This window comes from Vibrio sp. D401a (assembly GCF_030248515.1).
In the GTDB taxonomy this organism is placed as follows: domain Bacteria; phylum Pseudomonadota; class Gammaproteobacteria; order Enterobacterales; family Vibrionaceae; genus Vibrio; species Vibrio rotiferianus.
Genome location: NZ_JAHGAI010000010.1, coordinates 144,942 through 165,045 on the forward strand (window position 1 = coordinate 144,942; position 20,104 = coordinate 165,045).

Sequence of the window (20,104 nt, forward strand, 5' to 3'; positions counted from 1 at the left end):
CGCGCTAACTAGCCGAGGAGTTTGTCTTCAACCAGTTCAATTTCATTCTTTAGCTTGGCAATGAATTTGAGTTTACGAACTCGGTCTGCAGCTTCCGCCCAAAGACCTTGGTCTAGTTCTTGTTCTACACTCGCCAAATGCTGTTTGTACATTTTGCTGACCTTAGAGTCGAAATCAAAAAGCGCTGATTCAGGATCAGAGCTGTCAGCAATGTCTTCCAGTTCTTCACGCAGTTCCATTTGCTCCATTAGGAACATAGGATCTTGCATGGTTTGTTGCTCACCACGAATTTCTGTGCCGTTTTCTGCCAGAATGTATTCAGCGCGAGAAATAGGATGCTTAAGTACTTGATACGCATCGTTGATTTGCGCTGCTTTTTGAACTGCCATCAAGCGGTCACGCTCAGAAGCGGTCGCAAAATTGTCTGGGTGGAAGCGTTTTTGTAGTTCTCGGAACTGAGAAGAAAGAAGGCTACCATCCAGCTGAAACTGACTTGGTAGCCCAAATAATTCAAAGTGATTCATTAAGATCGGGTCCTAGTAAAGCCTTCTGGACTCGTTTGCCCAGAAGGACAATCAATTAGACGTTGAAGCTTTCACCACAACCACATTCACTTTTTGCGTTAGGGTTGTTGAATTCAAAACCTTCATTCAACCCTTCCTTAACGTAATCCAGCTCAGTACCGTCTAGGTATACTAGGCTTTTCTTATCAATGATGATCTTCACATCCGACAGTTCAAACACTTCGTCTTCTTCGTTTAGATCATCCACAAACTCAAGGACGTAAGCCATGCCGGAACAGCCTGTCGTCTTCACCCCAAGACGCAAACCGATACCTTTGCCTCGGTTATCTAGGAATGCTTTTACGCGACTTGCCGCTGATTCTGTCATTGTGATGGCCATACTGCACCTTAGTCTGTCTAAATTACGTTTTGGAATGGGAGCATTTTAAGGGCTCCCATTATATACGGAATAATTATTCCTGGTGTTTTTTCTTGTAGTCAGCAACTGCTGCTTTGATTGCATCTTCCGCTAGGATTGAGCAGTGAACTTTCACTGGTGGAAGCTCTAGCTCTTCTGCAATCTCAGAGTTTTTAATAGATGCCGCTTCGTCGATAGACTTACCTTTTACCCACTCAGTTACTAGTGAGCTTGAAGCGATTGCACTACCACAACCGTATGTTTTGAATTTCGCGTCTTCAATGATGCCTTCTGGCGTCACTTTGATTTGAAGCTTCATTACGTCACCACAAGCTGGTGCGCCAACCATGCCGCTGCCTACTGATGGATCTTCTTTATCGAACGAACCAACGTTACGTGGGTTCTCGTAGTGATCAATTACTTTTTCGCTGTATGCCATGATAAATTACCTCGAATCCTCTATTCAGTCCGTGAGATTAATGGTGAGCCCATTCAACAGTGCTCAGATCAACCCCTTCCTTGTACATATCCCATAGAGGAGACATGTCGCGTAGCTTAGTCACTGCAACGCGGATTTGTTCAATTGCGTAATCAATTTCTGCTTCAGTCGTGAAACGACCAAATGAGAAACGTACAGAGCTGTGTGCCAACTCGTCATCTAGACCAAGTGCACGAAGAACGTAAGATGGCTCTAGACTCGCTGATGTACAAGCACTACCAGAAGATACTGCTAGGTCTTTCAGTGACATCAGAAGAGATTCGCCTTCTACAAACGCAAAGCTCACGTTTAGGTTGTGTGGAACACGCTGTTCTAGGTCACCGTTCACCGTTACTGCTTCTAGATCTTTAACGCCATCTAGAAGACGGTTACGAAGTGCTAGCGCATGATCGTAATCTTTTTGCATGTCTTCTTTTGCTACGCGGAACGCTTCACCCATACCCACGATTTGGTGAGTTGGAAGTGTGCCCGAACGGAAGCCACGCTCATGACCGCCACCGTGCATTTGCGCTTCAAGACGGATGCGAGGCTTACGACGTACGTATAGTGCGCCAATACCTTTAGGACCGTATACTTTGTGCGCAGACAGTGAAATTAGGTCAACTTTCAATTCTTGAACGTCGATTGGCAGTTTACCCGCAGACTGTGCAGCATCCACGTGGAACACAATCTTACGTTCACGACATAGCTCGCCGATTGCAGCGATGTCTTGGATTACACCAATCTCGTTGTTAACGTGCATGATTGATACCAGAACAGTGTCTTCACGCATTGCCGCTTGAAGTTTGTCTAGATCAATCAGACCGTTTGATTCTGGCTCTAGGTAAGTCACTTCAAAGCCTTCGCGCTCTAGCTGACGACATGGGTCAAGAACCGCTTTGTGCTCTGTTTTACAAGTGATTACGTGTTTACCCTTCTTAGAGTAAAAATGTGCTGCACCTTTGATAGCAAGGTTGTCAGACTCTGTCGCACCAGATGTGAATACGATTTCGCGAGGATCTGCATTTAGAAGGTCAGCAATTTGCTCACGAGCAGTATCTACAGCTTCTTCTGCCTGCCAGCCGTAACGGTGCGAACGCGAAGCTGGGTTGCCAAATGTGCCATCCATTGTCATGTACTGAACCATTTTTTCAGCAACACGTGGATCTACTGGACATGTAGCGGAATAATCAAGATAAATCGGCAGTTTCATTCTCTACTCCAATGTAAAATGCTGACCGCTAAGAGCGGACGTTTACACCGATGGGCGCGGTGGTTGTATTTTTGTTTGATAACCCATGAGTGACCACCAGATCAATGTCCTGACGATCAGAAATTTCTAAAACTTCGTTGTCTGTCATTAGCTCACCGAGCGTAATGTTATTTAAGAAGTCACTAATGCGAGAGCTTAGGTCACGCCACAATGTATGTGTTAAGCAGCGAGTGCCACCTTGGCAATCGCCTTTGCCTTGGCATTTTGTCGCATCGACTGACTCATCAACGGCTGCGATTACAGTACCAATAGCAATACTGTGCGCGTCGGCGCCAAGTCGGTAACCACCGCCAGGACCACGAACGCTGGCAACAAGACCTGCTTTACGTAATTTTGAAAAAAGCTGCTCTAAGTATGAGAGCGAGATCCCTTGGCGCTCTGAGATGTCAGCAAGAGGTACTGGGTTTTGTTGCGAATGCAGTGCCACATCCAGCATGGCTGTCACCGCATATCTTCCTTTAGATGTAAGTTTCATACCACACCGTATCCACATGGTTTGTAATGATTAGGATTTTTCCATACCCGACCAAATTGGTCAAGTATTTGTTTGACTATTTTAGTCAGGTATTCATCCATACACCTAAAAAGGTTATTATTTAATCAGAGCTTCTTTTCAATCGCCGTTAGAACACCGCGTAGAATGTTTAATTCTTGAGCTTCTGGTCGTGCTCGTGAGTACAAACGACGTAGCTTGTTCATCACCTGGCCAGGCTGTTCTTTGCTAATAAATTGGGTCTCAACCATCACCTTTTCAAGGTGTTCAAAGAACATTTCTAGCTCTTTATGGCGTGGATACTCTTCAGGCTCACTCGGCGCATATTGGCTTTGCTCTAAATTGAGGTGCGCAACGCGAACTTCATAGCTCAGCGTCTGTACCGCCATGGCTAGATTGAGCGAGCTGTATTCAGGGTTAGCAGGGATGCAAACATGGTAGTGGCACTTCTGTAACTCATCATTGGTGAGACCTGTTCTCTCACGACCAAAAACTAATGCTACAGCGTGTTTTTGCCCTTCAACAGCAAACTTCTCACCACACTCACGAGGCTCAAGCATCGGCCATTCAAGTGTACGTGAACGAGCACTCGAACCAACCACAAGGCCACAATCAGCAATGGCTTCTTCGAGCGTCTTTACAACCGTGGCATTTTGAGCGATATCGCCAGCACCAGCAGCAAGAGCAAGGGTTTGCTCATCCACTTCACACTGCGGATCAACCAATACAAGTTGGCTTAGCCCCATGACTTTCATTGCTCTTGCAGCGGAGCCAATGTTGCCTGAATGAGAAGTTCCGACGAGTACGATTTTTACTTGATCCAACATCTGTATTTGCTACCTGATTTAAAACCGAAAGATGTTACCATAACTTTCTAACACACCCTAGAGTGAAGCAGGTTTCTATTCGCATTCTCATCAATTGTTTTCGAGCTTTACGACAAAACTAATGCGGTTACTTTTATCTGCGAACAAAAAATAACCACTTCCTTTTTGCTTTCACTCTGGTATACTCGCCGCCGCTTTAAATTGTTCTTTAACATCCGTTGGGAAATTCGTATGCATCCAATGCTAAACATTGCTATTCGCGCTGCGCGAAAGGCAGGCAATCACATTGCTAAATCATTAGAAAACACAGATAAAATTGAATCTACGCTAAAAGGCACTAATGACTTTGTTACTAATGTAGACAAAGAAGCAGAAGCTATCATCATCGATACTATCAAGCACTCTTACCCAGAGCACTGTATCGTTGCTGAAGAAGCCGGTCTTATCGAAGGTAAAGATAAAGACGTACAATGGATCATCGACCCACTGGATGGCACTAATAACTTTGTAAAAGGTTACCCTACTTTCGCAGTATCTATCGCGGTTCGCTTCAAAGGTAAAACTGAAGTGGCTTGTGTATACGATCCAATGCAAAACGAGCTATTCACTGCACAACGCGGTGCTGGCGCTCAGCTAAACAACGCTCGTATCCGTGTTACTCAACTTAAAGACCTACACGGTACGGTTCTAGCGACTGGTTTCCCATTCAAACAGAAGCAACACTCTGAGTCTTACATCAAGATCGTAGGTTCTCTATTCACTGAGTGTGCTGATTTCCGTCGTAGCGGTTGTTCTGCTCTTGACCTATGTTACGTGGCAGCTGGCCGTGTAGATGGTTACTTCGAGCTAGGTCTAAAACCTTGGCAAATGGCTGCAGGTGAGCTTATCGCTCGTGAAGCTGGCGCAATCCTAACTGACTTCGCTGGCGGTACTGACTACATGAAGTCTGGTAACATTGTTGCTTCTAGCGCTCGTGGCGTGAAATCTATCCTTAAGCACGTTCGCGAAAACGGCAACAGCGCGATCCTTAAGTAAGATTCTGAAGTCATACTAAGCCCGTCACGCTGATGACTTTTGAATAGCCCCGCTCATTGAGCGGGGCTTTTTTATATCCTAATTTCGAGATATGACTTAAGCAATTAAATAGCACTACATGTATTTCAGGCATAAAAAAACCGCTGACTGCTCAGCGGTTTTTGTTTTCGGTTCTCAATCAGCCTTATGGCATCTCGTCGAACTCTGCACCTTCTTTTTCTACTTGAGGTGGCATCAAGTGCTCTTTCTGGATACCCAGTTTTAGCGCAAGTGCTGATGCTACATAGATAGAAGAGTAAGTACCTACAGTAATACCTAGTAGAAGCGCGGTCGCGAAACCATGAATCATCGCACCACCCTGCATGAATAGTGCAATAACCACGAACAATGTCGTACCAGACGTAATCAATGTACGGCTCAACGTTTGAGTGATTGAAGCATCCATGATGTCTGAAGGTTCACCCTTACGCATCTTACGGAAGTTTTCACGGATCCGGTCGAATACAACGATGGTATCGTTGAGCGAGTAACCAACTACCGTGAGTAGCGCCGCTACGATGGTTAGGTCCACTTCGATTTGCATAAGTGAGAAGACACCCAGCGTGATAATGATATCGTGTGCCAGTGCCATTACCGCACCAGCCGCTAGGCGCCATTCGAATCGCATTGATACGTAGATCAGGATACAGATCAGCGATACAAGAATCGCTAGACCACCCGCTTCCGTTAGCTCATCACCAACGTTTGGACCTACGAATTCAATACGACGCATTTCTACGCTTTCACCTGTACCATCTTTAATAGCACCGATGATTTGGTTGCCCAGCGTTTCACCTGAAACGTCGTCACGTGGACGCAAACGAACCATTACATCACGAGCACTACCAAAGTTTTGTACTGTCGCATCGCCGAAGCCTTTCGAGTCTAGGGCTGCACGAATCTCTTCAAGGTTTGCTGGTTGTTCAAAACCCACCTCGATAAGCGTACCGCCCGTAAAATCTAGGCCCCAGTTCAACCATTTGGTTGATAGCGTGAAGATAGAAGCAGCGATCATAACGATAGAGAATACGAACGCGACTTTCGACCAACGCATAAAGCCGATCGTGTTTTCTGCTTTTAGAATTTGAAACATATTAATTCCCAGCCTTAGATCGACAATTTATCAACGCGTTTGCCACCGTAAATTAGGTTCACGATACAACGTGTACCCACAATAGCGGTGAACATTGAAGTTAAGATACCGATAGAGAGTGTTACTGCGAAACCTTTCACCGCGCCTGTACCCACTGCAAATAGAATGATCGCAGTGATAAGCGTTGTGATATTCGCATCGGCAATGGTGCTGAATGCGTTTGCGTAACCTTGGTGAATTGCTTGCTGTGGACTGCGTCCATCTCGAAGCTCTTCACGAATACGCTCAAAGATCAGCACGTTCGCATCGACCGCCATACCGACCGTCAATACGATACCGGCAATACCTGGCAACGTCATGGTAGCGCCTGGAATCATCGACATTACACCAATGATAAGAACCAAGTTTGCCATCAACGCGATATTTGCAATCAAACCGAAGCCACGGTAGTAAAGCAGCGTAAACAGCATTACGGCTACCATACCCCAGATACATGCTTGGATACCCATATCGATGTTTTGCTGACCCATTGATGGACCAATGGTACGTTCTTCAACGATAGAGATAGGTGCGATTAGAGCACCAGCACGTAGTAGAAGTGCTAGGTTGTGCGCTTCTGCTGCAGAGTCGATACCAGTGATACGGAAGTTACGACCAAGAGCCGATTGAATCGTTGCTTGGTTGATAACTTCTTCATGCTTATCAAGGATAACTTTGCCTTCCGGCGTACGACGACCACTGTCTTTGTATTCTGCAAACACGGTAGCCATTAGCTTACCGATGTTCTTCTTAGAGAACGCAGACATCTTGTTGCCACCTTCGCTGTCTAGCGAGATGTTAACTTGTGGGCGACCGTATTCATCAACACTTGAGCTTGCATCCGTGATGCTTTGACCGCCAAGAATAACGCGCTTCTTAAGCACAACTGGGCGACCATCACGGTCCATCTTGATTTCGCTACCTGCTGGCGCGCGACCATTTGCCGCCGCTGATAGGTCAGCTTTATCGTCAACTTCGCGGAACTCTAGTGTTGCCGTAGCACCTAGAATTTCCTTCGCACGAGCTGTGTCTTGAACACCAGGTAGTTCAACTACGATGCGGCTAGCACCTTGACGTTGAACCAATGGTTCAGCAACACCCAGTTCGTTAACACGGTTACGAAGAATCGTGATGTTTTGTTCAACTGCGTAGTTACGTATCTCTTGTAAACGTTGCTCGGTAAAGGTGGCAATCAACGCGTAACGACCATTAGAATCAGATTCGACAAAGTTCATGTCTGGGTGATTCTTTTCTAGCGTTGCTTTCGCTTCCGCTAGTTGCTCCTCGTTACGTAGCAAGACTTCGACACCATCTTTACCAGAAGGGCGAATCGCGCGATAACGAACCTTAGCTTCACGAAGTTCACTACGGAAAGCTTCTTCTTGTTGCCCAACAAGCTTCTCCATTGCTGCGTCCATATCCACTTCCATCAAGAAGTGAACACCACCACGTAGGTCAAGACCTAGTTTCAGTGGCGACGCACCAATTGCTTCCAGCCAATCTGGCGTAGATGCAGCAAGGTTTAGTGCAACAATTTTATCTTTGCCAAGCGCTTCGCTGATAATATCGCGTGCACTGATTTGAGTATCAGTGTCATTGAAACGTACAAGGATTGATCCATTCTCGAGAGCAATGGATTTATGAGAAAGGTGCTCTTTATCAAGAGCTTTAGTGACAGCATCCAGCGTTGACATATCTACAGAGGCGCCACGCGCCCCTGTAACTTGAATAGCCGGATCTTCACCGTAGATATTTGGAAGCGCGTATAACGCCGCGGTGACGATGGCAAAAAATACCATCAAGTACTTCCATAATGGATAACGGTTTAGCACAGCGAGGATCCTTTAGCTGTTTTATAGAGACTTCAGTGTACCTTTTGGTAGCACTGCAGTTACGAAGTCTTTCTTGATTACAACTTCATTGTTTGCATTAAGCTCAATTGAAATGTAGTCGTTGTCTTCAGCAATCTTAGTGATTTTACCCACTAGACCACCGCTTGTTAGAACTTCATCGCCTTTGCCCATTGAAGACATCAGGTTCTTGTGTTCTTTAACACGCTTAGATTGTGGGCGGTAGATCATGAAGTAGAAGATCACCGCGAACATGCCTAGCATGATTAGCATTTCAAAACCGCCGCCTGCTGGTGCGCCTTCTGCTGCTGCGTGAGCTTGAGAAATAAACATTAAAACATCCTCATTATATTTTATTGATAATCCAACAAGTTGGGCTTTCGTAATTTAGATTCAAGTTTGAGATTAAGTAATAGAGATCACCTTCTCAAAAATAACGTACGTTAGCCTACTTTATTAGCAAAAGCCTCTGGCAACATGCCAAAGGCTTTAATTCTTTTAATCTGTTAATTACTGCTCTTTTGCTAGCGGTGGTACTTCACGACCACGACGCTCATAGAATTCAGTAACGAACTCATCGAAACGATCTTCATCAATCGCCTTACGAATGCTTTCCATCAGACGCTGGTAGTAGCGTAGGTTGTGGATAGTGTTCAGGCGAGCACCTAGGATTTCGTTACAACGCTCTAGGTGGTGAAGGTACGATTTGCTGTAGTGCTGACAAGTGTAACAGTCACAATGCGGATCTAGCGGAGTTGTATCCGTTTTATGTTTCGCATTACGGATCTTGATCACACCACCAGTCACAAATAGGTGACCATTACGCGCGTTACGCGTTGGCATTACACAGTCAAACATGTCGATACCACGACGAACACCTTCAACCAAATCTTCCGGTTTGCCTACGCCCATTAGGTAACGAGGCTTGTCTTCTGGAAGCTGTGGACACGTGTGCTCAAGGATACGGTGCATGTCTTCTTTCGGTTCGCCTACTGCAAGACCACCAACCGCGTAACCATCAAAACCGATTTCCGTCAGGCCTTTGATAGACACATCACGCAGATCTTCGTAAACACCACCTTGAACGATACCAAATAGGTTGTTCGGGTTTTCTAGCTTATCGAAGTGGTCACGGGAGCGTTGTGCCCAACGTAGTGACATTTCCATCGATTTTTTCGCTTCGTTGTGTGTCGCTGGGTATGGCGTACACTCGTCGAAGATCATTACGATGTCAGAACCTAGGTCTTTTTGGATTTCCATCGACTTTTCAGCGTCCATGAAAATCTTGTCGCCGTTTACTGGGCTACGGAAGTGAACACCTTTTTCAGTGATCTTACGCATTTTACCTAGGCTGAATACTTGGAAACCGCCTGAATCAGTAAGAATAGGACCGTGCCAGTTCATGAAATCGTGCAGGTCACCGTGCATTTTCATCACTTCTTGACCAGGACGTAACCATAGGTGGAAAGTGTTGCCTAGCAGGATTTCTGCACCCGTGCCTTTTACTTCTTCCGGAGTCATACCTTTAACGGTACCGTAAGTACCTACTGGCATGAATGCTGGAGTTTGAACAGTGCCACGTTCGAAGGTCAATTGACCACGACGCGCATTGCCGTTTTTCTTTTTAAGATCGAATGATAATTTCACGATGCCTCCGAGTGTCAGAGAAACAGTCTGACTATGTATCTTGGGGTTTCCCCCACTTTAAGGAGCGGTCGCCTTCCGTGCGAGAGACAAAGCAGAAGTTCTGCTCTGTTTCCTAGCGTACTGCTAGCACTCGTAAATCGTTAGCTTTCTAACCCTTCCTAACCGACCCCGTCACAAGGAAGAGGGCTAGAGAGGGGTTAAAACATTATGCTGTCTTCTTTTTAATAAACATTGAGTCACCGTACGAGAAGAAACGGTATTTGTTTTCCACCGCGTGCTTGTAAGCATTCATGGTGTTCTCGTAACCAGCAAACGCACTCACCAACATAATTAACGTTGATTCTGGTAAGTGAAAGTTGGTGATCAAGCAATCCACCAGCTGGTACTCGTAACCAGGGTAGATAAAGATTTCAGTATCGCCAAAAAATGGAACCAATTCTGTCCCCTTTTTCAGCGCGTCTTGAGCTGCACTTTCTAGTGAACGCACTGATGTTGTACCGACTGCGACGATTCGACCGCCGCGCGCTTTAGTTGCGTTAATCGCATCCACAACATCCTGCGGTACTTCTACGTATTCTGCGTGCATGTGGTGATCGTTAATGTCATCCACTTTTACTGGTTGGAACGTACCCGCGCCCACGTGCAAAGTAACGTATGCAAACTCAGCGCCTTTCGCTTTGATTTTCTCAAGCAGAACATCATCAAAGTGAAGGCCCGCCGTCGGCGCTGCAACCGCACCTGGCTTTTGGTTATAAACCGTTTGGTAACGCTCTTTATCCGCGTCTTCATCTGGGCGGTCGATGTATGGAGGAAGTGGCATGTGACCAATTTCTTCCAAAATCTCGAGTACCGTCTTATCAGAGTTAAATTTCAGCTCAAACAGCGCGTCATGACGTGCCACCATCTCAGCTGAGTATTCGTCGTTCTCGCCAACAAGGATGGTTGTGCCTGGTTTAGGCGACTTAGAACAGCGAACGTGAGCCAGAATGCTTTTCTCATCGAGCATACGCTCCACCAGCACTTCTAGCTTACCGCCGGACGCTTTTCGACCAAACATACGCGCAGGAATTACGCGAGTATTGTTGAAAACCACTAGGTCACCGGCTTGAACTTGTTCTAACACATCGGTAAACGTGCCATCGATTAGCTCACCAGTATTGCCGTCCATTTGCAGCAGTCGGCTAGCAGTACGCTCTGGCTGAGGGTAACGAGCGATAAGTTCATCTGGAAGGTCGAAATGGAAATCTGATACTTGCATGTTACTTGTCTTATCTATTGGTCAAATCACGTCAAGAACGACGATAAAATTGCGACGAGTTTTTCGCAGCAGACTAGTATATGTTTACATGCTGCAATAGCAAGCAAATCCCCCTAGATTGACTGTAAAAGCTTTCACTAAGAGTGTAATAAAACGTGAAAGATGCAGAAAAGGCACACATAAAAAAAGCAGCGAAGTGCGCTGCTTTTTAAAATGTCCAAATGTATTTATCAGTCGTTGATCGTTTAACTTTTGCGTCGGCGCGCCCACACCAGTGGAACAAGCAAGCCGAATAGCCAAGCGCCTAAGCTACCACCCTCGTCTTCAGAGCCTCTAAAGTTACAGTTGTTAGTAGCAATACCGTCATGGCACTCTTTTTCATCTTCTTCTCTGGCCACAATAATAAAGTTCGGCTCAATAATATAACTCGTGGGCGGCGCATCAGCGGTAACGTAAGACTGTATCCAGTCATAATAGTGACTTACTTTGGTAAAAAAGCTAGGTATCGTGACAGAACCACAAGTCGGTAAAATAATCGGCCCCCCACTCACGATACCGATTTGCAAACCAGTCGCATCATCAATTAACGGACCACCACTGTCTCCTTTACAAGCACTATTGCCATACTGCGTCCGATCGTGCGGTTCGAGAACATCAACCTCTGTTGGTAAGGTACAAAGTTTAGTTTGATTATTTCTCGAGTTAATCACACCAGGGTAACTATGCCCAACTTCCAAACGCTCATAGCACTGATCAATTGGTAAAAATGCACTCGTAGTTTTTTGAAGATAAACTGATGGAATTTCAGCTTTTGGTGTCGTGGTTCCCCAACCAAATACGGATACATTTGGGTAGCGCTGATTTGTCGTGTACTCCTGACTCCAATCGAGGTTTAACCTTGCTTCAATCTCGATCATATCGTCCATGGAAGCCAGTGTTGCAACAGCGGCATTAGTAACTGGGCGATCAAGGTATAGTAAGGCTATATCACTATCTAGAGCCGTTTGAATTGGCACAACGTTGCCTTTTTTATCCAATTTAGCTTTAGCAATTCGAGTGTAGTACGGATGAACTACAACATGAGAAACCGTGTAATAATTATCTATAGAGGTACTATTGAGGTCGTAAGCTTTGGCGGTAACCGCAAGATCACCAGGAGTTGTAACATAATATGAACTCTCATCAGTGCCTTGCCCCATAACAACACAGTGTGCCGCAGTCAGTACCCATTGCTTATCAATAAGAGTTCCCCCACATATTGGAAACTCCGCCATGTTGCTCGCCCGTATTGTTACGCGATCAGAAGGATTCCTCTCCAACGAACCGAGCACGATAGCCTGAGCAGATTGTACGCTCAATGTCGCAATAGCCATCGCGATGAGTTTTTTGTACCTCAGTGTTTTATACATAATTATCTTCGTTCTAATTAGGTTGCGCGTATCTTCTATCACAGGCTTATCTAGTAAAATCAAGCAAGTAAAAATGTGCGATTCAACTCATTAGATTACATTCTGACCACATACCTTATCAGTGAAAAATGCAAACTGACTCGCATGGCATTTTTCAGCAACCAACTGCAATAACTAACAAATATGCCAGTAGTAAGGTCGATGAACTATATTGAAAGTGAGCATTTGCTCTTTAGACATTTATTGAGGTAAGTATGAAGATGTTAACTCTAGCGCTGAGTGCTGCCGTACTCGCGTTTTCATCTGGTGCAATAGCAAACACCAGCAATGATCGACTCAAAGTGATACAAGACGCCTGTTACCTAAAACAGGTGCCTCGTTTATGTGCCGTCAACCTGCCAGATAAAAGCTACATCGGTCGCTGTGTCGACGCGAAAGCTTATGGTCTTATTTGTGTGCATTTTAAGCAACGTTAAGAGTAACCAAAGCTAAGGTTTAAGCGCCTTAGCTTTGGTTATTTATGATAGCGCTTACATTCTAAATCTCCCCCAATTGAGTAGCTGGATTTATGGAAAATACCAGCCCATTTACACCTCTGATTGATCTCCATCTAATCGTCTTATTTTATTAATGAAAAACGAGTTAGCTCCCAGATATAGTTTGATTTTTTCTCTATATTTAAGAAAAGGACAACACCGTTGGAGGTCTTTATGATCAAGGTTGAAGATATGATGACTCGTAACCCTCATACTTTATTGCGCGAACACACATTGCGTGATGCAAAAAGCATGATGGAGGCGCTTGATATTCGACATATTCCGGTTGTTGATGCCAATAAACATTTAAAAGGCTTGGTGACTCACCGCGATATTCTTGCCGCACAAGAATCCTGTTTGCACCCAGACGAGGCGGAACAATCGTTTACTCTCGATACTCCTTTATATGAAGTGATGCATACCAACATCATGACTGCAGAACCAAGAGCAGGCCTGAAAGAAAGCGCCATCTATATGCAAAAACATAAAGTAGGTTGTCTTCCTGTGGTCAATAAAGGACATTTGGTTGGGATCATCACTGATACCGATTTTGTGACCATCGCTATTAACTTACTTGAACTACAAGAAGAGGTAGAGCCAGAAGAGCTCGAGTCCAATGAATAAGTGGTAAAATACCCATTGCGATAACAAAAAAAAGCGGCGATTCCCGCCGCTCAAAACATATCAATTTTTACCAGAATCGATTATCCACTTTTGATGTGTAGCGAGAAAGCCTGCTTTTTCTCGCTACCACCTACTAGTGATTAAAACTGATCTTCTTCAGTAGAACCTGTCAGTGCCGTCACTGATGATTGTCCACCTTGGATGGTATTGGTCATTCTATCGAAGTAACCCGTACCAACCTCTTGTTGGTGCGCTACGAACGTATAACCTTTTTCTGCCGCTTCAAACTCAGGACGTTGAACCTTCTCAACATAATGACGCATGCCTTCGCCTTGTGCGTAAGCGTGTGCCAGTTCGAACATGTTGAACCACATGTTGTGTATGCCAGCTAGTGTGATGAACTGGTACTTGTAGCCCATGTCCGCCAGCTCTTGTTGGAACTTAGCAATAGTTTCAGCATCTAGGTTCTTCTCCCAGTTGAATGAAGGCGAACAGTTGTATGCCAACAGTTGGTCTGGGTACTCTGCATGAATTGCTTCTGCAAACTTACGTGCTTCTTCTAGACAAGGCGTTGCTGTCTCACACCAGATAAGGTCCGCATATGGTGCATAAGCTAGACCACGAGAGATTGCTTGGTCGATACCTGCGCGAACACGGTAGAAACCTTCTTGCGTACGCTCACCAACGATGAAATCTTTATCGTAAGGGTCACAATCAGATGTTAGTAGGTCTGCTGCGTTTGCATCGGTACGTGCGATTACTAGTGTTGTCGTGCCAGCAACGTCCGCTGCTAGGCGAGCCGCGACCAGTTTTTGCACCGCTTCTTGAGTCGGAACCAGTACTTTACCGCCCATATGGCCACACTTCTTCACTGATGCCAGTTGGTCTTCAAAGTGAACACCTGCCGCACCTGCATCGATCATCGATTTCATTAGCTCGTAAGCGTTAAGTACACCACCAAAGCCTGCTTCTGCATCCGCTACGATTGGTAGGAAGTAATCAATACCGCCTTCGTCTTCTGGTGACTTACCTGCTGACCACTGAATTTGGTCTGCACGACGGAATGAGTTATTGATGCGTTTTACTACCGACGGTACAGAATCTACAGGGTACAGAGATTGGTCTGGGTACATAGTCGAAGCGGTATTGTTGTCCGCCGCTACCTGCCAGCCAGATAGGTAAATCGCTTCAATACCCGCTTTCGCTTGCTGTACGGCTTGACCGCCCGTCAGTGCACCAAGACAGTTTACGTAGCCTTTCTTTGAGCTACCGTTGACCAGTGACCAAAGTTTGTCAGCACCACGTTGTGCGATTGTGTTCGCAGGCACCATAGAGCCACGCAGTTCTACTACTTCTTCTGCTGTGTAAGTGCGCTTTACGTTTTTCCAGCGTGGGTTGGTTGCCCAATCTTTTTCCAAAGCTTCAATTTGTTGGCGGCGAGTTAAGTTAGTCATTGGTCTATCCCTCTTATAATGTGCACTTGTGCATGTGCGTTGAGTTTTCCGTTCTCAGGCAGTACATCCTTATCTGCCTCGAATCCTTCACGTATTGGTTAAATAAACATGTATTAGTGAAATAAAATTAGTGTTCTAAATCTTTGGCTTAATCCAAGTAGTCATAACCTGGAATGGTTAAAAAGTTGGTCAGCTCATCGCTGGTGGTGAGCCTAGCCATCAAGTCTGCTGCTTCTTCAAATCGACCTGCTTGGTAGCGCTGCTCGCCAATTTCTTGCTTCACGACTTCAATCTCTTCTTTCAGATAGAGTTCGAACAGCTCTTTAGTGACCTTCAATCCGTTGTCGAGCGACTTGCCGTGTTGAATCCATTGCCAGATAGAGGCGCGTGAGATTTCTGCCGTTGCTGCGTCTTCCATCAGTCCGTAAATCGGCACACAACCGTTGCCAGAGATCCAAGCTTCGATGTATTGCAACGCAACGCGGATGTTATGACGCATACCTTCTTCTGAGCGTTCACCCTCGCACGGTTCAAGTAACTCTGCGGCGGTGATTGGCGCGTCTTCTGAGCGGCTCACATCCAATTGGTTAGTGCGCTGCCCCAGTGTGGCACTGAACACTTCCATAGCAGTGTCTGCCAACCCCGGGTGAGCAACCCAAGTGCCGTCATGACCGTTGTTAGCTTCTAGCGATTTATCGTTATGGATCTTATCCAGTACTTTTTGGTTTTCTTGTGGGTCTTTAGCCGGAATAAAGGCTGCCATGCCGCCCATCGCAAATGCGCCACGTTTATGACAAGTACGCACTAACAATCTTGAGTAAGCGTTGAGGAATGGCTTGTCCATGGTCACCACTTGGCGATCCGGAAGTACGCGATCTGGGTGGTTTTTCAGTGTTTTGATGTAGCTAAAGATGTAATCCCAGCGACCACAGTTCAAACCAACGATGTGCTCTTTCAATGAGAACAGAATCTCATCCATTTCGAATACGGCTGGTAATGTTTCAATCAATACAGTCGCTTTGATGGTGCCTGTATCCAAACCGAAATACTCTTCGGTGAAATGGAACACCTCGCTCCACCACTTCGCTTCATGATGCGATTGCAGTTTTGGAATGTAAAAGTAAGGACCGCTTCCCTTTTTCAGTAGCGCTTTGTAGTTGTTGTAGAAGTACAGAGCGAAATCGAATAGCGCACCTGGAATGATCTGACCGTGCCACGTTACGTGTTTTTCTTTTAGATGCAGTCCGCGAACACGGCAGATCAACACCGCTGGGTCTTCTGCCAGCTGATAGTGTTTGCCATTGCCAGGGTTGGTGTAGCTGATGGTGCCATTAACAGCGTCGCGCAGGTTAATTTGACCATCCAGAACTTTACTCCACGCAGGGGACATCGAATCTTCGAAGTCTGCCATGAACACTTTTACATTCGCATTCAGTGCGTTAATCACCATCTTGCGATCGGTTGGTCCAGTGATTTCCACTCGGCGATCTTGCAGATCTTGCGGGATTCCAAGGATCTTCCAGCTTCCTTCACGAATATCTTGTGTCTCTGGTAGAAAGTCTGGCAGTTCACCAGCGTCGATGCGTGCTTGCTTCTCTTCTCGTGCTTCCAGTAACTGTTCAACACGTCCGGCAAATTTTTCACACAGTAGAGATAAAAAGGTTTGGGCTTCAACAGGGAAAATTGCTTGATGTTCAGGAGCAACGACTCCATTCACCTCAAGCATGCCTTGGGTTTGCTTTAGTTGTTGTGTTTTTTGTTCTGTCTGAGCAAGCATAATCATTCATCCTTAACGTGCTTTATCCATCTTGGGCAGTCAGCCTAAAGCTACATTTGTAAGTTATGAACAACAAATTACATCCTTAGATTTGGTGTCCACTTCGTTTCATTGTGTCTATACCTTGCGCAACCTGAATTGCTTTTTCAATCTAGACATAAGTCTTACAAGCCTTTAATTAAGCTAACCCAACAAAGGTTTAAGCGAAACCCCTCAAGTAAACAAAACGTTAAATTCAAAGTTTTATTCGGTATCAAACAAGTGTTTGATTTTTGAGTTCAATTTGTAAGTTATTACGTAATTTAATTACACAAATTTTATAGGCTATTTTTGAATTCAAACAAGTGTATGAATAGTGAAGCAGGAGAAAAATCCTTGTATTCACAAGGGCTAGGAAGAGGAAATTAAACACGACTTAAACGCTTTACACAGGCAGTTGTGTAAAATTAACATTGTGAAATTTCACTATTTTATGAAAGCTTCATGAAAGTTCATCTGTAAAATTTTACAAGTCAAAGTTCACGCACAGAATAAAATGCTAAAAAGCGCACCATTTCTAGTGCGCTTTTTGATATTAGATCGGGAGTAGCAGGCTAATACTAATAGCTAAAGCAGTTCAGAGACGACTTCTGCCAATTGATTGAAAGTGTTTGATCGTGACGAGCTTGGACGCCAAACCAAACCAATATCGCGATATGCTTGCTGACCAGGAGGGTCGATTACCACCAAGTTCTGGTTGTGAAGCAAACCATGATCAATCGCCATTTGCGGAATAAACGTGGTGCCCAGACCATTCGCCACCATTTGCACCAAAGTATGAAGACTGGTTGCGGTGAATGGGTTGATCTTCTCTTTATCAGTCAACTTACACGCCGACACTGCGTGCTCTGTAAGACAGTGCTCTTTCTCTAATAAGAAGACAGATTCATCTGGCAAGTCCGCATAACGGATCGGCACCGGTACGGAATCCGCTTGATTGGCGCTGATCACCATGCGGAATGGGTCTTGACCGACTACGCGACTTTCCATTCCCTCTATCTCAACAGGCAGAGCAAGAATCAACACGTCCAACTCACCGTGGCGGAGCGCTTGCAGCAAGTTAGTCGTCGTGTCTTCTCTTAACAGAAGGTTTAATTGAGGGAAGCGGTAGTTCACCTCTTGAACAAGGTCGCACAACAAGAAAGGAGCAATGGTCGGAATACAACCTACTTTAAGCTGCCCTTCCATATCATCGCCTTGACATAGGCGACCCAGTTCGACGAGATCTTGTCCTTTCGCAAGCAATTCGCGACCGTGCTGTACCACCATCTCGCCTGCTTGGGTGAATACCAATGGGCTTTTCTTATCTTTCTTCTCGTAAAGCGGGCAACCAATCAACTCTTCAAGGTTTTGGATTCCCTTACTTAAAGTCGATTGACTAACAAAACAACGCTCAGCCGCGTCACTAAAATGTCGAGTTTCGTGCAGAGTGACCAAATAGTGTAACTGCTTCAAGCTAGGCCATTTATTCATAATTCTATTTGTATCTATTGCTGTTCCAGTGATCGAGATAATAGTTTCGTTATTATCGCTTTTTTCGATGAACTCAATCTATTTATTTCGCTTTTTTCCATACTACAATCTGTACTATAGTTTGTCTCGCACAAACAAGGACCAAACCTAAATAACTGAATATAGGTTTGGATCAAACCAAATTTTTTAGGAGCAAAAAAATGGTACTAGTAGGTCGTCAAGCCCCTGACTTTACTGCAGCAGCTGTTCTAGGTAACGGTGAAATCGTTGAAAACTTCAACTTTGCAGAATTCACTAAAGGTAAGAAAGCAGTAGTATTCTTCTACCCACTAGATTTCACTTTCGTTTGCCCATCTGAGCTAATCGCATTCGACAACCGTCTAGCTGATTTCCAAGCTAAAGGTGTTGAAGTAATCGGTGTTTCTATCGATTCTCAGTTCTCTCACAACGCATGGCGTAACACTGCTATCGAAGATGGCGGTATCGGTCAAGTTAAATACCCACTAGTTGCTGACGTTAAGCACGAAATCTGTAAAGCGTACGATGTAGAGCACCCAGAAGCAGGCGTTGCTTTCCGTGGTTCCTTCCTAATCGACGAAGACGGTCTTGTACGTCACCAAGTAGTTAACGATCTACCACTAGGTCGTAACATCGACGAAATGCTACGCATGGTTGATGCACTAAACTTCCACCAGAAGCACGGCGAAGTATGTCCTGCACAATGGGAAGAAGGTAAAGCAGGTATGGACGCATCTCCAAAAGGTGTTGCAGCGTTCCTATCTGAGCACGCAGACGACCTAAGCAAGTAATAGACACTGCCACCCAAGCTCAATGGGTGTGTTGGTTGGATGTATATATAAAGCAAAAAGCTATAGCGGAAAAACCGCAAACGCCAATCAGTCTAAGTAAAGTCATAAAAAAGCCCAGAGTTCTGCTCTGGGCTTTCTTTTTATCTGCCCTTTTGAAAAGCAAAAGAGGCAAGCACCACACAAAAAGTTTACCTCTATTTCACTCGGTCTTAGTACAGATTCTCCCCTTTCGTCCTGCTAGTATTTGCTGTAATTACAATAATTCAGGACAACCTCGTGAACACTCAACTTGAAGTCTGTATTGATAACATTGAATCTCTCCACAACGCGATTGCCGGTGGTGCAACCCGCATCGAACTCTGCTCTTCACTTGCTTTGGGTGGTTTAACCCCAAGCTACGGCTTTATGCAGCAAGCCGCTAAACAGTCTACGATTCCGGTTTACGGTATGATTCGCCCACGCCAAGGTGACTTCTTCTACAGTGAGGAAGAAATCGAAATGATGCGTTGGGATATTGAAGCTGCTAAACAAGCTGGCTTGAATGGTGTCGTGCTCGGCGTGCTCACTCAAGACGGCAACATTCATATGCCGTACGCAACGGCACTGTGTGAATTTGCTCAAGCGCTTGGCTTAGGCGTGACTTTCCATCGTGCCTTTGACCAGTGTCGTGACGCTGAAAAAGCTTTGGAAGAAGTGATCAATTTAGGCTGTGAGCGTATTTTGACTTCCGGCCTAGCACCTTCTGCACCGCAAGGTATCGATGTGCTTAAAGCCTTAGTTGAGCAAGCACAAGGACGTATTGCGATCATGGCGGGCGCCGGTGTGAATGCAGACAATGTTGGTCAGATCGTTGAACAAGCCAAAGTCACCGAAGTGCATTTATCGGGCAAGACAACTCGCCCTAGTCACATGACCTTTATTGCCGATCAAAGCAAAATGGGCGCTACCGATATGGATGATTTTTCGATTCCAGTCACTAACACCGAAGCTATCGCGAACATGGTAACAGCTCTCAATTAAGGGCTTTTAA

At 45.3% G+C, this 20,104-nt stretch carries 20 protein-coding genes; 5 read left to right on the plus strand and 15 right to left on the minus strand.

What is annotated here, in order from left to right:
- Positions 1–8 precede the first annotated feature (8 nt).
- The 6 genes from hscB to trmJ all read right to left on the minus strand — a co-directional run bounded on the left by hscB (position 9) and on the right by trmJ (position 3,992).
- The gene (gene hscB / locus KIV41_RS06595; RefSeq protein ID WP_005424897.1) at positions 9–524 is read right to left on the minus strand and encodes a co-chaperone HscB; all 516 of its coding nucleotides are present in this window, start codon (positions 522–524) and stop codon (positions 9–11) included.
- Between the two features lie 55 nt (positions 525–579).
- A complete protein-coding gene (iscA, locus tag KIV41_RS06600) occupies positions 580–903 on the minus strand; it encodes an iron-sulfur cluster assembly protein IscA (protein WP_005424893.1) in 324 nt (107 codons plus the stop codon).
- A 73-nt stretch (positions 904–976) separates the two neighbouring features.
- Entirely contained in the window at positions 977–1,360 is a 384-nt protein-coding gene (iscU, locus tag KIV41_RS06605) for a Fe-S cluster assembly scaffold IscU (protein ID WP_005424883.1), read from the minus strand.
- Between the two features lie 37 nt (positions 1,361–1,397).
- Positions 1,398–2,612: an IscS subfamily cysteine desulfurase gene (locus KIV41_RS06610; protein ID WP_088881286.1), complete on the minus strand. Its 1,215-nt coding sequence runs from the start codon at positions 2,610–2,612 to the stop codon at positions 1,398–1,400.
- Between the two features lie 28 nt (positions 2,613–2,640).
- Positions 2,641–3,147, minus strand: coding sequence for a Fe-S cluster assembly transcriptional regulator IscR (iscR, locus tag KIV41_RS06615; RefSeq protein WP_010446153.1), 507 nt, complete (start codon positions 3,145–3,147; stop codon positions 2,641–2,643).
- Positions 3,148–3,272: 125 nt separating this feature from the next.
- Entirely contained in the window at positions 3,273–3,992 is a 720-nt protein-coding gene (trmJ, locus tag KIV41_RS06620) for a tRNA (cytosine(32)/uridine(32)-2'-O)-methyltransferase TrmJ (RefSeq protein ID WP_252041634.1), read from the minus strand.
- A gap of 231 nt (positions 3,993–4,223) precedes the next feature.
- On the opposite strand from trmJ, the gene suhB reads away from it, so the two are divergent.
- Positions 4,224–5,027: an inositol-1-monophosphatase gene (gene suhB / locus KIV41_RS06625; RefSeq protein WP_010446149.1), complete on the plus strand. Its 804-nt coding sequence runs from the start codon at positions 4,224–4,226 to the stop codon at positions 5,025–5,027.
- A gap of 184 nt (positions 5,028–5,211) precedes the next feature.
- Here suhB and secF read toward each other — a convergent pair whose 3' ends face one another.
- The 6 genes from secF to KIV41_RS06655 form a co-directional block, all read right to left on the minus strand.
- Positions 5,212–6,159, minus strand: a complete 948-nt coding sequence (gene secF, locus KIV41_RS06630; protein WP_010446147.1) for a protein translocase subunit SecF — start codon at positions 6,157–6,159, stop codon at positions 5,212–5,214.
- 14 nt (positions 6,160–6,173) lie between these two features.
- A complete protein-coding gene (secD, locus tag KIV41_RS06635; RefSeq protein ID WP_081641210.1) occupies positions 6,174–8,030 on the minus strand; it encodes a protein translocase subunit SecD in 1,857 nt (618 codons plus the stop codon).
- Positions 8,031–8,051: 21 nt separating this feature from the next.
- Positions 8,052–8,381 (minus strand): preprotein translocase subunit YajC, encoded by a 330-nt coding sequence (gene yajC, locus KIV41_RS06640; RefSeq protein WP_010446143.1) that lies wholly within the window; start codon positions 8,379–8,381, stop codon positions 8,052–8,054.
- Between the two features lie 177 nt (positions 8,382–8,558).
- Positions 8,559–9,695: a tRNA guanosine(34) transglycosylase Tgt gene (gene tgt / locus KIV41_RS06645; protein WP_005424899.1), complete on the minus strand. Its 1,137-nt coding sequence runs from the start codon at positions 9,693–9,695 to the stop codon at positions 8,559–8,561.
- A 205-nt stretch (positions 9,696–9,900) separates the two neighbouring features.
- Positions 9,901–10,953, minus strand: coding sequence for a tRNA preQ1(34) S-adenosylmethionine ribosyltransferase-isomerase QueA (gene queA, locus KIV41_RS06650; RefSeq protein WP_010446141.1), 1,053 nt, complete (start codon positions 10,951–10,953; stop codon positions 9,901–9,903).
- A 245-nt stretch (positions 10,954–11,198) separates the two neighbouring features.
- The gene (locus tag KIV41_RS06655; RefSeq protein WP_071236542.1) at positions 11,199–12,362 is read right to left on the minus strand and encodes a trypsin-like serine protease; all 1,164 of its coding nucleotides are present in this window, start codon (positions 12,360–12,362) and stop codon (positions 11,199–11,201) included.
- 254 nt (positions 12,363–12,616) lie between these two features.
- Between KIV41_RS06655 and KIV41_RS06660 the strand changes: the two genes are divergently transcribed.
- Both KIV41_RS06660 and KIV41_RS06665 read left to right on the plus strand, forming a co-directional pair.
- Positions 12,617–12,838, plus strand: coding sequence for a hypothetical protein (locus tag KIV41_RS06660; protein ID WP_029560925.1), 222 nt, complete (start codon positions 12,617–12,619; stop codon positions 12,836–12,838).
- 234 nt (positions 12,839–13,072) lie between these two features.
- Positions 13,073–13,522, plus strand: a complete 450-nt coding sequence (locus KIV41_RS06665; protein ID WP_010446134.1) for a CBS domain-containing protein — start codon at positions 13,073–13,075, stop codon at positions 13,520–13,522.
- Between the two features lie 140 nt (positions 13,523–13,662).
- On the opposite strand, the gene aceA is transcribed toward KIV41_RS06665, so the two are convergent.
- From aceA to KIV41_RS06680, 3 genes are all read right to left on the minus strand, one after another.
- Positions 13,663–14,976: an isocitrate lyase gene (gene aceA / locus KIV41_RS06670; protein WP_010446133.1), complete on the minus strand. Its 1,314-nt coding sequence runs from the start codon at positions 14,974–14,976 to the stop codon at positions 13,663–13,665.
- A gap of 148 nt (positions 14,977–15,124) precedes the next feature.
- Entirely contained in the window at positions 15,125–16,753 is a 1,629-nt protein-coding gene (gene aceB / locus KIV41_RS06675; RefSeq protein ID WP_005424786.1) for a malate synthase A, read from the minus strand.
- Positions 16,754–17,359: 606 nt separating this feature from the next.
- Positions 17,360–18,265: a hydrogen peroxide-inducible genes activator gene (locus KIV41_RS06680; RefSeq protein WP_005440336.1), complete on the minus strand. Its 906-nt coding sequence runs from the start codon at positions 18,263–18,265 to the stop codon at positions 17,360–17,362.
- A gap of 200 nt (positions 18,266–18,465) precedes the next feature.
- Between KIV41_RS06680 and KIV41_RS06685 the strand changes: the two genes are divergently transcribed.
- Both KIV41_RS06685 and KIV41_RS06690 read left to right on the plus strand, forming a co-directional pair.
- Positions 18,466–19,074 (plus strand): peroxiredoxin C, encoded by a 609-nt coding sequence (locus tag KIV41_RS06685; protein ID WP_005424820.1) that lies wholly within the window; start codon positions 18,466–18,468, stop codon positions 19,072–19,074.
- 276 nt (positions 19,075–19,350) lie between these two features.
- The gene (locus KIV41_RS06690; protein WP_285335937.1) at positions 19,351–20,094 is read left to right on the plus strand and encodes a copper homeostasis protein CutC; all 744 of its coding nucleotides are present in this window, start codon (positions 19,351–19,353) and stop codon (positions 20,092–20,094) included.
- Positions 20,095–20,104: the final 10 nt, after the last annotated feature.